The 12,351-nt window shown below is 67.4% G+C and carries 16 protein-coding genes; 5 read left to right on the top strand and 11 right to left on the bottom strand.

Going from position 1 to position 12,351, the window contains the following annotated elements:
* Positions 1-83: 83 nt before the first annotated feature.
* The gene (locus tag NBW77_RS20500; protein ID WP_131749373.1) at positions 84-524 is read right to left on the bottom strand and encodes a Fur family transcriptional regulator; all 441 of its coding nucleotides are present in this window, start codon (positions 522-524) and stop codon (positions 84-86) included.
* Between the two features lie 306 nt (positions 525-830).
* Between NBW77_RS20500 and NBW77_RS20495 the strand changes: the two genes are divergently transcribed.
* The gene (locus tag NBW77_RS20495) at positions 831-1,235 is read left to right on the top strand and encodes an SCO5389 family protein (protein WP_131749371.1); all 405 of its coding nucleotides are present in this window, start codon (positions 831-833) and stop codon (positions 1,233-1,235) included.
* A 120-nt stretch (positions 1,236-1,355) separates the two neighbouring features.
* Here NBW77_RS20495 and NBW77_RS20490 read toward each other — a convergent pair whose 3' ends face one another.
* The 3 genes from NBW77_RS20490 to NBW77_RS20480 form a co-directional block, all read right to left on the bottom strand.
* A complete protein-coding gene (locus tag NBW77_RS20490; RefSeq protein WP_131749369.1) occupies positions 1,356-2,570 on the bottom strand; it encodes a pyridoxal phosphate-dependent aminotransferase in 1,215 nt (404 codons plus the stop codon).
* Positions 2,571-2,764: 194 nt separating this feature from the next.
* A complete protein-coding gene (locus NBW77_RS20485) occupies positions 2,765-3,502 on the bottom strand; it encodes a metal ABC transporter ATP-binding protein (RefSeq protein ID WP_242606154.1) in 738 nt (245 codons plus the stop codon).
* A gap of 233 nt (positions 3,503-3,735) precedes the next feature.
* On the bottom strand, positions 3,736-4,215 hold the full coding sequence (locus NBW77_RS20480) for an OmpA family protein (RefSeq protein WP_242606153.1): 480 nt from the start codon (positions 4,213-4,215) through the stop codon (positions 3,736-3,738).
* Here NBW77_RS20480 and NBW77_RS20475 point away from each other — a divergent pair.
* Positions 4,214-4,420: a hypothetical protein gene (locus NBW77_RS20475; RefSeq protein WP_242606152.1), complete on the top strand. Its 207-nt coding sequence runs from the start codon at positions 4,214-4,216 to the stop codon at positions 4,418-4,420. The genes NBW77_RS20480 and NBW77_RS20475 overlap by 2 nt on opposite strands.
* Here the strand turns inward: NBW77_RS20475 and NBW77_RS20470 are convergent.
* Positions 4,413-4,823, bottom strand: coding sequence for a hypothetical protein (locus NBW77_RS20470; protein WP_242606151.1), 411 nt, complete (start codon positions 4,821-4,823; stop codon positions 4,413-4,415). The two genes, NBW77_RS20475 and NBW77_RS20470, sit on opposite strands and share 8 nt — an antisense overlap.
* On the opposite strand from NBW77_RS20470, the gene NBW77_RS20465 reads away from it, so the two are divergent.
* Positions 4,810-5,094: a hypothetical protein gene (locus tag NBW77_RS20465; protein WP_242606150.1), complete on the top strand. Its 285-nt coding sequence runs from the start codon at positions 4,810-4,812 to the stop codon at positions 5,092-5,094. The two genes, NBW77_RS20470 and NBW77_RS20465, sit on opposite strands and share 14 nt — an antisense overlap.
* Positions 5,095-5,148: 54 nt before the next feature.
* Here the strand turns inward: NBW77_RS20465 and NBW77_RS20460 are convergent, their stop codons facing one another.
* Positions 5,149-6,009 carry a DUF2470 domain-containing protein gene (locus NBW77_RS20460; RefSeq protein ID WP_131749563.1) on the bottom strand — a complete coding sequence of 287 codons (861 nt, stop codon included), beginning with the start codon at positions 6,007-6,009 and terminating at the stop codon, positions 5,149-5,151.
* A 383-nt stretch (positions 6,010-6,392) separates the two neighbouring features.
* Between NBW77_RS20460 and NBW77_RS20455 the strand changes: the two genes are divergently transcribed.
* Positions 6,393-6,788 carry a type II toxin-antitoxin system VapB family antitoxin gene (locus NBW77_RS20455; protein WP_131749365.1) on the top strand — a complete coding sequence of 132 codons (396 nt, stop codon included), beginning with the start codon at positions 6,393-6,395 and terminating at the stop codon, positions 6,786-6,788.
* Here the strand turns inward: NBW77_RS20455 and NBW77_RS20450 are convergent.
* The 5 genes from NBW77_RS20450 to NBW77_RS20430 form a co-directional block, all read right to left on the bottom strand.
* Positions 6,775-7,131: a hypothetical protein gene (locus NBW77_RS20450; RefSeq protein ID WP_131749363.1), complete on the bottom strand. Its 357-nt coding sequence runs from the start codon at positions 7,129-7,131 to the stop codon at positions 6,775-6,777. The two genes, NBW77_RS20455 and NBW77_RS20450, sit on opposite strands and share 14 nt — an antisense overlap.
* Positions 7,132-7,325: 194 nt before the next feature.
* The gene (locus NBW77_RS20445; protein ID WP_250280172.1) at positions 7,326-8,735 is read right to left on the bottom strand and encodes a YibE/F family protein; all 1,410 of its coding nucleotides are present in this window, start codon (positions 8,733-8,735) and stop codon (positions 7,326-7,328) included.
* 171 nt (positions 8,736-8,906) lie between these two features.
* The gene (locus NBW77_RS20440) at positions 8,907-9,650 is read right to left on the bottom strand and encodes a YcnI family copper-binding membrane protein (RefSeq protein ID WP_250280171.1); all 744 of its coding nucleotides are present in this window, start codon (positions 9,648-9,650) and stop codon (positions 8,907-8,909) included.
* A 67-nt stretch (positions 9,651-9,717) separates the two neighbouring features.
* A complete protein-coding gene (locus tag NBW77_RS20435) occupies positions 9,718-10,398 on the bottom strand; it encodes a hypothetical protein (protein WP_131749359.1) in 681 nt (226 codons plus the stop codon).
* A 5-nt stretch (positions 10,399-10,403) separates the two neighbouring features.
* Entirely contained in the window at positions 10,404-11,489 is a 1,086-nt protein-coding gene (locus tag NBW77_RS20430) for a hypothetical protein (protein ID WP_250280170.1), read from the bottom strand.
* A gap of 131 nt (positions 11,490-11,620) precedes the next feature.
* Between NBW77_RS20430 and NBW77_RS20425 the strand changes: the two genes are divergently transcribed.
* Positions 11,621-12,351: copper resistance CopC family protein (locus NBW77_RS20425; protein WP_250280169.1), on the top strand; the 731-nt coding region annotated here is incomplete at its 3' end.

Genomic DNA, 12,351 nt, shown 5'->3' with positions numbered 1-12,351 from the left:
AGCCACACCGGCCAGGGAGGTTGACCGGGCGTCATCCACGGACGCGGGGTGAACGGGTGGGTGCGCGAGGCTGCGCATGGCGGTCAGCCCGGGTCGGCTGCGCAGTCGGTGCAGGTTCCGTAGATCTCCAGGGTGTGGGCGACATCGGTGAAGCCGGCGGCGGCCGCGACGCGGTCCGTCCATGCCTCGATCTCCGGTCCTTCGACCTCGACGGTCCGTCCGCAGTGGCGGCACACCAGGTGATGGTGGTGGTTGTCGGTGGTACAGCGACGGTAGAGGGTCTCGCCGTCGTCACGACGCAGCACGTCGACCTCACCCCGGTCGGCGAGGACCTGCAGATGCCGGTACACGGTTGTCAGACCGACGGCCTGTCCCATGTCACGTAGGCGGGCGTGCAGGTCCTGAGCGCTGGTGAAGGCGTCGACCTCGGCCAGGGCGGCGGAGACGGCGTCGCCCTGGCGGGTTGCCCGCACGGTTGTTCCCCGTCCGAGCGTGGCCCGGCGGCTGCCACCCGGCCCCGTCACCGGAGATCCCGTGGCCGGAGATCCCGTCACCGGAGATTCCGTGGCCGACCCTGCCGGAGACGGGGTTGGCGCGACGGTGGCTCGGGACGGTGCCGGGGTAGACACGGTTCGACTGGATTCGGCACTGGACACGAACTCCACTCTCTCACTGCATGGCGGGTCAGGGCGCAGGCAAACGGGCCTTGGAGGCTGTCATAGGACTGATCCCCCTGGAGGATTGACAATCGTTTTCATTATCGGCGACAGTAATCCTCGCCGCGGCCGCACCGTGACCGTCGCGGCAGCGACCGAGCCGGGAGGATCCGCATGTCCCTCACTGTCACGCCCGAACTCGTCGAGGCCGCGAACCGTGGCCATGTCGATGACGACGCATTCCTTGCCTGCGTACGTATGTCCCTCCCGTACGCCTACGACATGGTCGCGCAACTTGCCGCCGAGCTGCCCGAGGCCCGGGCGGATGGTCGGCGTGACTTCGCCGACAGCCTCGTGCCGCCGCCGGATGACACGGCAGCGGGCCAACTGCTGCGGGCGATGGCGTCCACGTCCATCCGAGGTGCGCTGGAGCGGTATTTCGGCGTCCGTATCGCCTTCCAGAACTGTCACCGCGTTGCCGTGTTCGCGCCGGGAACGACCGACGGTGACCAGTACCGTCGGTTCGTCTCGGCGGAGGCGCAGATCCTCAACCAGCAGCCCGGGTTCGTGAACTGCTGACCTTTGGTTTGACGTTCCGATCGACGCGGGGTGGCTGTGCTCCACGATCGTGCTCCACGACCGTGGAGAATGGGGCGCAATCACCCCGTGTTTCCGGATCTGTCGGAATTCCCGGAATTGTCAGATCTGTACGTAGGTCGTGAGGAACCTGCCGATCCGATTGATGGCATCGGTGAGGTCGTCCACGTTCGGCAGGGTGACGATTCGGATATGGTCGGGCCGAGGCCAGTTGAATCCAGTGCCCTGCACGATCAGGATCTTCTCTGCGAGGAGTAGATCGAGGACGAGTCGCTCGTCGTTGGCCACCGGGTGAACGGCCGGGTCGAGACGGGGAAACGCATACAACGCACCCCGCGGTTTCACGCAGGAAACGCCCGGAATGTCGTTGAGCAGCTTCCACACCACGTCCCGCTGCTCGTGCAGTCGGCCGCCGGGCAGAGTGAGGTCGCCGGCGCCGCCGTTGTCCTCGAGCGCGGCCCGCATGGCGAACTGGCCCGGGACGTTGGCGCACAGCCGCATGTTGGCCAGGATGTTCAGGCCCTCGACATAGCTTGACGCATGCGTCCGCGGGCCCGACAACACCATCCAGCCGGCGCGGAAACCGGCGAGGCGGTAGGCCTTCGACAGCCCGTTGAACGTCATGCAGACGACGTCCGGGGCGAGTGCCGCGGTGGAGATGTGTACGGCGTCGTCATACAGGATCCGGTCGTAGATCTCATCCGAGAAGATCATGAGATTGTGCTGCCGGGCGAGCTCGATGACGCCCTCAAGAACCTCGCGGCCGTATACCGCGCCGGTCGGGTTGTTCGGATTGATTACTACGATTGCCCGGGTTCGGGAGGTGACCTTACTGGCGATGTCGTCGAGGGCGGGCATCCAGTCCGCCGATTCGTCGCACAGATAGTGGACGGGCCGACCTCCGCACAGGCTGACCACCGCCGTCCACAGGGGGTAGTCCGGTGTGGGGAGCAGGACCTCGTCGCCATCGTTTAGGAGCGCCTGCAACGACATCATGATCAGTTCTGAGACGCCGTTCCCGAGATAGACGTCGTCGATGTCGATGCCGGTGATTGCCTTGCCGGTGGAGTAGCGGACAGCCGCCGCCCGTGCGGACGCCAGGCCCTTGGAGTCGCTGTAACCCTGCGCCTCGGTGAGGCTTTCCACTACTGCCTCGAGAATCGCCGGTGGTGCGGAGAACCCGAACGGCGCGGGGTTGCCGATGTTCAGCTTGAGGATGCGCTGACCTTCGGCCTCCAGCCGCGTCGCCTGGTCGAGGACGGGACCTCGGACGTCGTAGCAGACGTCGGCGAGCTTGTCGGACTGGGTGAACTCCATGTGCCAAGGGTAGGGGTGCCGTCCAGTGCATTTTCTCGCCCACGCCGGGTGGCCCGCATCCTTCGAGCCGTCCCACATGAGCGCCCCGCAACCTTGTGTCCGCCATGGTGTCGACCGTTTCGACCCACCATGTTCTTGATCGAATTTCTGGCCTCGGACGGTCCACCGGCCGGCAGAGCTCTCCTTGAAGGGTGCTACCGGACGGCGACCGCGCTGTCGTCCTGCGGTTCCAAGGCGGTCCTGCCATAGACGGCACGCAGATTTTCCTGGGTGAGGGTGACCGCGGTCGGCCCGAAACCGAACTGGCGACGGTTGAGCAGGCATGTGTCGTCACAGGTCAGATGTGCAAGCGCGAGGTCATGACTGGAGATCACGACACTGGTGCCGTCCGACCGCATTGCCGTGAGCGTGGCCAGCAATGCCTGCTGGGAGAGGGCGTCCACCCTGTCGAACGGCTCGTCGAGCAGGAGGAGGCGTGGCCGCTGGGCGATGGCACGGGCGAGTAGCACCCGCTGACGCTGTCCGACGGACAGCGTCGTGAACCGGTCGCGGGCACGGTCGGTGAGCCCGACGATCCTCAACGCATGCGACGCAACCGCCCGGTCGGTGAAGGTGGGGCGACGTACCCACCCGATCCACCGATAGCGTCCGGTGAGGACGACCTGGGTCACGGTCACCGGGAACTCGGCGTCGAGGGTGCCGGCCTGTGGAACGTAGGCGATCTGGCGTCGGGCCTGCGCCGGCGGCCGGCCGAGGACCGTGACCGACCCGCTCGCCACCGGCACCATTCCGAGAATCGTTTTGATCAGAATCGATTTTCCGGCACCGTGCGGGCCTATGACGGCGACGGCGCGGCCGACCTCGATGGTTCCGTGGACGTTCGTCAGAACCGGGACCTGGTCGTAGGCGACCGTGGCCTCATCGAATACCACGACCGGCACCGCGGCCTTTTCGGTAGCGGTTTCTGTCGCTGTGTTCGATTTTCCGAATGTGTCGCCCGGCAGCCTCCGCATTGCCTCGGTCATGCTTCGAGACGGTACGGCTACGACGCGCGGCCGGCATTACGAGCTGTGACGGTACCGACCGGTTCACCCATCAGGGCTGATACGCGGGATCCAGGCCCCAGCCTGCCTGCGACCGCTGGAGGTCCGATGGGATCAGGTGGTCAGGGAGTGCGGTAGGTGATGGTGACGCGGCGGTTCTGGGCGCGGCCGGCGGGGTTGTCCGAGCCGTCTGGGCTGGTGTCGGGGGCGACGGGGTTGGCGGAGCCGTGCCCGGTCGCGGAGACCAGCACGTCGTGTGGCGCACTTGGGCGTAGCAGGTTGGCGACGGCATTGGCTCGCCGCTGGGACAGGATCACGTTGTACGCGGGCGTGCCGGTGCTGTCCGTGTAGCCGTTGACGCCGACCGTCGCGGTGGTGTGACTGATCTGCGCCGCGAGATCGGAGAGCTGCCCACGGGCAATCGCGGTCAGATCGGCGGAGTCGAACGCGAACAACACGTCCGAGCTGATCGTCACGGCCACCCCGGAACCGTCATGCCGCTCGGTACGCAGCGCCACGACGGCTTTGTCCACATCGATCGGACGGACCGCCTCCGCCACCTCGATCTGGTGGACCGAGTCAGTAAGGGCCTGATCGGTCATGGTGTCCGGCGAGACCGGCGAGACCGGCGAGACCGGCGAGACCGGCGAGACCGACGCGGCCGACGCGGCTCGGGCTGCGGTGATGGACGGCGACAAGAAGGTCGCTACGACCAGTGTCACGACCGCGGCGACAACACGGATCACCAGGGGCCCGCGCGGTGCCTTGCTGCTGCCGCGCACGGTGGCGCCGACGGGGATCATCTGACGACCGTGACGGCGTCGAACAGCAGCCGGTCGTCGGCGTAGACATCAACGGTCCGTACATCCGTGGGCGGTGCCGCGAAGGTGTAGGAAGCGCTGGCAGGCGTGTTGTTGACGGTCTTCGTCCGCAGGCCGCTGGCGCCGAGTTCGACGCTGCGGCTGTCCTGGACGACGACATAGCGTTTCAGGTTGGTGCTGTCGACAAGGGTGACAGCCGGGTTGTGCTGCCCGAACATGTCGAAGACCGAGATCTCCTTGGTGGGCGGTGTGTCGGTGTACCGAGGTGTCCACAGCAGGGTGAGGGTTGCGAGGCGCCCGCCCACCTTCAGCTCGACGAACCCGACGTCGATCGTTCCGAAACCTCCGCCCGGAGCACGGAAACTGGTTGTCCTGGTGGCTTCGGGCACGCTTGCCGATGTTCCCCGGTTCCCCGGTGTGGTGCTGGCGGTGCCCGACGTGCCCGGCGCGGTCGTTGGTGCTCCAGTGGGTGGGGGTGCGCCTTTCGAGTCGCTGGAACATCCCGCCGCGACCAGCGTGATCATGCTGAGCGTTGTGGTGACCAGAACGGCCGTGAGCAGAGTCGGCCGGGCTCGCATCCAGTGGAGCATCCGGACCTCCCGCAGGGGTGCGACGACGGTGCGCGATCCTGATTATGCGGACAAGGTCCGGTCCGGGTGACTTTGGATGCCGAAACTGTGGATAACACCCTTGTGGACAAGTACTTGTGGCGATCTATCGAACAAGGCCCAGCATCCACCGAAGTTCCTCGCCAAGCCCTTGCGGTTCGCGCAACGGCGCCCGGAACGGGATGCGGATCTCCTCGGCTCCGTGGTGCCCGACCCGCCACATCGTCATCCCGAAGCGATCGAGGTGGGTGATCTGCGCGCCGGCGAGCTCATGGGCGTCGGCCGAGCGCACCACCGTTGCGATCATCGGGCTGTGCGGACCCGTGTCCTCTTCGGGCGGGGCGGGATCGGCGACGGTGGCGTATTCGGCGACGGTGGCGTATTCGGCGAGCCGGCGCAGCTGGTCGGCGTGGTCGGTGTTGAGATGCGAGACAAGGTCGGGCGCGTAGGCCGCGATCAGGTCCGGCTCGGCCAGCGCGTACGCGGCAAGGTCGATCCGTGTCTGCGGCTTCTCGCCGGCCCGGACTCGCCCATGGCCGCCGCGATCCGGCGCGGTAGGCAGGCAGAGGATGACTTCGGCGACGGCCAGCGTCAGCGCGGTGCGGTCGGTGAGGTTGTTGTCGTACCCGGGCGAAGGGATCCCCGGGCGCGGCACGCCGCAACCCACGCCCCTGATACGCGTGATGATCTCAGTTACCGGACCGGGCAACACGCGTAGGGAACCGGCGAGTACGAGCCGTTCGCCCGTTGGGCCGGGGATGTCGACACGTGCTGTCGGGCTGTTGCCGGCCACCCTTGTGGGCAGGCTGCCGGCGGTTGCGAGGAGGACGGGTTCACCGCCGTCGTCGAGTAGTCCGACCCAGCCCCGAACCCGATCGTAGGGCAGTGTCAGCAGGGCGTGCCGGGCGCCGGCGATGATGGTGCGGGCCTGGTTGGGTACGGGTTCCTCGTCTTGTTTCGGTTTCATCACGTCACCCTCCGCTTGTCCGGATCGATTCAATCATTATTAGGTAAGGCTAACCTAATCTCTGCGCCGGAGGGTGGACATAGGATTCGAAAAGATCATATTGACAACCTGCGTGGCGGTGTGCGCGGTTGGAGGGTTCGCTCGTCCGCGACTCGGGACCGGGTTGCGCAAGTCGTATGGCGATCAGGAATATTTTGCCCCGATTGCGAGCATTGCCCAGCCGTTTTGGTTACGGAAAGTGTTGTGTTTGTGTGATTCCGTCGATCCGTAACAATGAACAAGCAGCGGATGTGGAGGGCGGTCGCGATCCGCTGGGTTCGTGGTGGAGGATTCTAGGCTGTCAGGTGTTCCGCTGGGTTGCGTCCTCAGCGAGGAGGTGTTGGGTGATCTTCAGGTACGTGGGCGACGGTCGCCCGTATCCTGAGCACGGGTTGAGTCAACGGGAGTGGGCTGCGATTCCACCGCGCCAGGTCAGATTGGACCAGTTGATCACAACCAAACGGGTGCTCGCGCTCGACGTCCTGCTCGATGAGGACTCGACCTTCTACGGGGATCTGTTCCCGCATGTCGTCGAGTGGGGCAGCGCCCTTTACCTGGAGGACGGCCTGCACCGGGCCGTGCGAGCGGCGTTGCAGCAACGCAACTCGATTCATGCTCGGGTGCACGTGGTGCAACAAGGTCCGGTAGTCGATGCGGCCAGGCCGTCGAGGGCCGCCGAGGCACCCCTCGGTGGAGCGGCGGCTGGTGCCGCTGCCTGGCTGGGCGTCAGTCCCCGGTGAGTAGGTAGGTCGTGAACTGGTCGTTGCCGACCTCGCCGAAGATGTGCGCCGGGCACCCGTCCGATGGTCTGTAGGCGACTACCGGCCGCCAGACGGGAAGGCGGGTCACCGAGGTGAGGGGGCCGCCGGCGAGCTTGCGGGCCTCCTCCTGAGTTCGGTCGCGATCGTTCAGCCGTTCGTACCACGATCCGCACCAGCGGATCTCCTTCGGTCGGCTCGTCCATGCCGCGGTGTGGAAGAACCACAGCAGGTATATCTCGCGGTACAGCAAAGTGATCATAAGGATGACCAGTAGCGCGCGGACGAAGTTCCCGGCTCGACTTGAAGCGAGGACGGGGCTCACAGGACCAGAAGCCTAAAGCCTGCCCGGTGGATCTTTGGTGGCGCTTCCGGAGATATCGCATCGTTACGCGGCGCGACGGGTCCGCCGACCGTGCGGGCAGGGCCGACCGAAGGTGATCTGCCAAGATCCATCAATACACCATAGGAGCATTTGCCCGTGATCTACGGTAACCGGCGTTCCGGCGAGTCTCGTAGTCAACCGACCGTTTCGTCCGACGGTCGGATACGCATCCGCCGGCCGGCGATCAGCGCGGCGATACCTGTTGTGATCGGCACCGAGCAGACCAGCCCGATGCCGCCGACCGCGGTCCGCACGATCTCGGCGGCGACCAGATCACCGGTCACGACGTCGTAGGCGGACCGGTCCGCGAGGGTGAACAACAGCAGCGAGGGCAGTGCCGCGCCCGCATACGCCATCACGATCGTGTAGATCGAGGACGCGATGTGGTCCCGCCCGATCCGCATCGCGGATCTGTACAGATCGAGCGGCCGGGCCGCGCCGGAGGCGTCCGCGAGCTCCCACACCGCCGATGCCTGGGTCACGGTCACGTCGTTGAGCAGGCCGAGTGAGCCGATCACCAGGCCCGCGAGGATCAACCCGGTCAGACTGAGTCGGCCGTCGAACGCCTTCAACGTCGTGGACTCGTCCGAACCGAGTCCGGTCAGCGTTGTGAGCCGGATCGCGAGGTAGCCGAGGATGCCGGTGAGACCGAGACTCACCAGGGTGCCGAGCAGGGCGGTCGACGTCCGGGCGGACGGGCCGTGCACCAGGTACAGCAGGACGAACAACACAGTCGCCGAGCTGACCAGCGATACCGCGACCGGAGACTGCCCGTTCAGCAGGGCCGGCAGCAGGAAGAAGACCAGTACCAGGAAGGTCAGTCCCATGCCGACCAGCGCGGCGAGTCCGCGCCATCGGGCGACGGCGACAACGACCAGGGCGAATACCAGCGCGAGGAGACCGAGCGGCCGTCCTCGCTGGAAGTCGTTGAGGTAGTAGTCGACGCCGCCGCCTGGCGACGTGCTGCGTCCGAGTCGGACCTTGTCACCGGTTGCGAACTCGGGGGCGGTCGGGTCGATGGACTGCTCCAGCTGACGGGCCTGGCCGGTGTCAGGGCCGCTGGTGATCCGTACCGTCAGCTCCAGGCAGGCCGGGGCAGACCCCGAGCCCGAGCCCGACCCCGACCGGCCGTCCGTCCCGCCGCCGGTGGAGGCACCGGTACCGCCACCGCACGGGCCACGGGCTGCCTGTTCGATCGTTGCGTCGACCAGCGTGATCGCCTGGCCGTCGGGACCGAGGAAGACCTGGGGGATGGGCTGGCGGTCCGTCCCGGGCCACAGCGTCAGGACGCCGCCGAGTGTCGCTACGAACAACGGTACGAGCAGGGCTGCGAGGACGATCCTGTTGCGGCGGCCGGCAGGCGTGGGGCGTCCCGCGCCGTGGACGTGACCGGTTGGCCTGTTCCGCCCGTTCGACAGATGGTCATCGCCGAGATGGAACGGGCCCCCCGTGCCCGGTTCCGTCCGCGGTCCGGCCGCGGACGGAACCGTGGGGCCGCGGCTGGTCGTACCACGTCCGTGTCTGCTGCTGTGAGTCCCCGCCACCTGCCCGAGTTTGATCGGTCATGGACGGGCGCAACAAGGGACCTCCCGGATACACCGGAATCGATCATTTTTATGTCATGAAAGTCCAGATACATCCGGATAAATGATTGAAATCCAGCCGGAGGCGGTGCGATTATGGTTTCTTGCGCACCGCCTCCGGCCCCCGGGAGGTCAGGAGGTCGTACGGCGGCGACCCGCCAGGAAGGCGACCGCGCCGATCCCGATTCCGATCACGCCGACGACCAGGCCGGCGATGCCCAGTCCGCGAGCAGTGCCGTCGGAGCTGTGGGACGCCGCGGTGGTGTCCGCCGTCGAGGTGCCGGTCGAGGTGCCGGTCGCGGTGGACCCGCCGTGCATGGTCGCGGTGTCGCTGCTGGCCGCGGTGAGGGTCACTGCCGGGGCGGGGTGCTCGGGCTCGGCCTGTCCCGGCTGCGCCACGTCGATCCAGCGCACCACATCACCGTTGCTGTAGGTCTGCAGGGCCTTGAAAGCGAGCGTGCCGGCCTTGTCGGGCAGCGGACCGGCCGAGACGTTGAAGCGGGCGAACTCGCCCGGCTTGATGGCGGTGTCAGCGGACGAGGCGGTCCAGGTGATCTGGCTGACCGCCTCGGAGACGGATCCGTCATCGGTCTTGATCGGTTGTGCCAGCCTGGTCTTCGTGACCGCGTAGGTCCAGCCGGTGTGCGGCTCGACCGACACCGACGCGATCGGGGCGTCGGTCGGGAACTGGACTTCCAGTTTGGTGGTGGACGCGTCGTCCCGTTCGGTCGGGACCTGGAACGTAAGGGTGGTGTAGCCGCCGGCGGCGGCTGACGTCGGCTGCACGGTGACGTGCGCGGAGGCGGGCAGCGCGAAGGCGACCATGCCGGCGAGGGCGGCGCCGAGCACGGCGGCACCACGGATCGTGCGGGACATGATGATCCTCTCGGGGATCCAGGCAAAAGGCAACAGAATGGTCGTTGTCGTGTTGCCGAAGGCTGCTTCAGGCAGCGGCGGCCGAGAGGACGAGCGGCGGTCCGCGCCGCCCGCCGGCGCGGACGAACAGGCGTCCACCGAGGGACATCGACGGTTGCGGTGGGGCAGGCAGGTGTCTGCCCGGCATCCCGGGCCGGGTATGTGGGCTGTCCTGTCCACAGGCCAGGAGTGTGCTCAGCGCGGTGGCGAACCAGCGGGCCGCACGCATGAGGAGACCGGCGGCGCGGGAACCCGCACGGAAACGGGCGACCGTGAGGCGCAGGGTGGTCGCGGTCCACAGCCCGTTCTCGGCCTGGCTGAGCATTCCGGAGACAAGCCCGGCCGCGGTGGCATGGGCGGTGGCCATCGCGAGGCCCTCGGGCAGGAGTGCCTGCGCCGCCATGCCCGTGCCATGAGATGTGATCGCGAACGTCGCGTGCAGGGCGAGTTGGGCGAACCCGACACCGGCGAGCATCGCGCCGATGCGGCGTTCCCGTCCCGCGAGTCCGTATGCGACGCGGGTGAGTAGCCCGAACGCGCAGCTGAGCAGGATTGTGGCGGGACGGTGACCGCCGGCCGTGGCATGCGCGGCCACGGCGAGGGAGACCGACGTCCCCGCGAAGGCGGACGCGCGCACAAGGCGTCCGGCGGTCGTCATGGGGACCGCGGACGTGCCGGCCACTGCCGGCGTCGCCGCGCGTACTTTCACGGCGGTCAGCCTGCCATACTCGGCCCGGCGGGCAGCATCTCCCTCCGTTCCCGCCATCGCTGCTGCCGCGAGGCCGCCGCGGCGCCCAGCAGTCCGAACCCGATGCCGATGGTGGTTGCGGTCAGTGTCCGGGCGAGACCGATCGGCCCGGCGATCGGGGCGCTGGACCGGTACAGGACGCCGACATCACCGAAACCGCCGATCATGGCGATGACGAACCCGGCGGTCGCCGCGAGGTAGAGGCCGACGACCGACCGCCGCACCAGCAGGACGGCCGCGATCAGGCCGAGGACCCACACGACCGTCTCCACGGTGTTTCCGAAGAAGAACCCCGACAGCCGGCCGTCGGCTCGGGAGAACGCGATGAGCACCGAGTGGACGATGTCCGCCGCGACGATCGTCGTCACGGCCATGGCCAGCACGAAATTTCCCCTGCGCAGCAGTCCGAGGGTCACGACCGCGGCGGCCACGGCAATCTCAAGGGCGAACCAGGGAACGGGGGACGGTCCGGGAACCCAGTCGAGGTTGCCGGATGCGGTGACCGGCTGCCCGTCCACGGTCAGCGGGATCGTCCATGTGTAGATCTGGTGGAATCTTCGAGGCGCGGCCTGCACCACCGGTGGGTTCTGCGTACTCATCCAGTGGGTGCGGTGATCGTGCCAGACGGCACTGTGACCGTCGTGGATCATTTCCCAGCGAGGTGGGGCATGGTCGTCGCCGGACGAGGACAGGCCCTGCGGTCCGTACCGACTGCGGTTGAGGTAGGTGGCCGACGAAAGCGCGTTCTGCCAGACCCCGGTTGGGTCCACCCGCAGGTAGGGCTCGTCGTTGTACCCCTTCACGATCACGGTCTGGTGGCCGGCGACGGTCAGTTCTATCCGGCTGCCGTTCTCCACGGGGGCGAGCACGATGCCGGCCACCGTGGGGGTCATGCCCGTCATACTGGTGTGGAAGTTCGTGGATGCGGCCCCGCTGACCGAGTGCGCCTGTGCGGGTCCGGCGGGGAACACCAGCCAGGAAGCCAGCGCGCCGAGAACGACCAATGTGCGTAGGAGCACATGAGGTAACGGACCCCGCTCGGCGACGCTCATAACGGCCGAGTCTAGGACGTGCCTCCTCACGCGGCGTTGGCCTGCGCGGGAAGGCCAACTCGGGGCGGCCTTGACCGGACGGGTCAGGCGGGTCGCGGGCCTTGGCACGTGCCGAGGGGGACACTGGGCCGGTGGCAGGTCGGGTTCGTGTTGTGCGCCGGGTCGGGTTTCTGCTTGTCGCCATGGTTGTGGCTGTGGTCGCGACGGCCGGCCCGGCGTCCGCCCATGCCGTGCTCGAGCGCAGTGACCCGACTCAGGGCGCGAGCCTTCAGAACGCGCCGTCGCGGGTCGTGTTGACTTTCAGTGAATCGGTCCAGGTGGACGCGCGCTCGATAACGGTCATCTCCGCCACCGGTCAACGGGTGGACGCCGGGAATGTCCAACACGGGCAGTCTGGCAACCAGGTCGTGGCGGGGCTGCGGTCCGGGCTCGCCAACGGCACCTACGTGGTGAGCTGGCATGTCATCTCCGCGGACAGCCATCCGGTGTCCGGTGGTTTCTACTTCGGGGTCGGAGTGACGCCGGACGCGACCGCCGCCACGGCCGTGTCCACGTCCGGCGGTGGGTCCACCGTGGTCGGGGTCCTGGCCAGTATATCACGTTTCGTCGCGTTCATAGGTCTTTCCGTCCTGCTCGGCGCGGGATTCTTCCTGCTCGCGCTGTGGCCGGCGGGGCTCGGGCGCGTCGGCCCTCGACGCCTCCTGTGGGCGGGGTGGGGCAGCACTCTCGGCGCGGCTGTCGCTGCATTGCTGGTCCAGGGTCCCTACGGCGCGGGCCTGGGACTGTCCGCCCTGGCACGCTGGGATCCGTTGTCCACCACCCTGCATGGCAGGTTCGGGCATCTGCTGCTGCTGCGCATCCT

It is taken from the genome of Frankia sp. Cppng1_Ct_nod (genome assembly GCF_920656135.1).
Classification (GTDB): domain Bacteria; phylum Actinomycetota; class Actinomycetes; order Frankiales; family Frankiaceae; genus Protofrankia; species Protofrankia meridionalis.
The sequence above is the reverse complement of the archived record's forward strand: the minus strand, read 5'-3'. Positions and strand labels throughout refer to the sequence as shown.

Excerpts from the sequence above, each read along its gene's own strand:
- NBW77_RS20495 (WP_131749371.1), top strand. The coding sequence starts at position 831 with ATGTCCCTCACTGTCACGCCCGAACTCGTCGAGGCCGCGAACCGTGGC.
- NBW77_RS20490 (WP_131749369.1), bottom strand. The coding sequence starts at position 2,570 with ATGGAGTTCACCCAGTCCGACAAGCTCGCCGACGTCTGCTACGACGTC.
- NBW77_RS20475 (WP_242606152.1), top strand. The coding sequence starts at position 4,214 with ATGGTGTCCGGCGAGACCGGCGAGACCGGCGAGACCGGCGAGACCGGC.
- NBW77_RS20480 (WP_242606153.1), bottom strand. The coding sequence starts at position 4,215 with ATGACCGATCAGGCCCTTACTGACTCGGTCCACCAGATCGAGGTGGCG.
- NBW77_RS20460 (WP_131749563.1), bottom strand. The coding sequence starts at position 6,009 with ATGAAACCGAAACAAGACGAGGAACCCGTACCCAACCAGGCCCGCACC.
- NBW77_RS20440 (WP_250280171.1), bottom strand. The coding sequence starts at position 9,650 with ATGTCCCGCACGATCCGTGGTGCCGCCGTGCTCGGCGCCGCCCTCGCC.
- NBW77_RS20430 (WP_250280170.1), bottom strand. The coding sequence starts at position 11,489 with ATGAGCGTCGCCGAGCGGGGTCCGTTACCTCATGTGCTCCTACGCACA.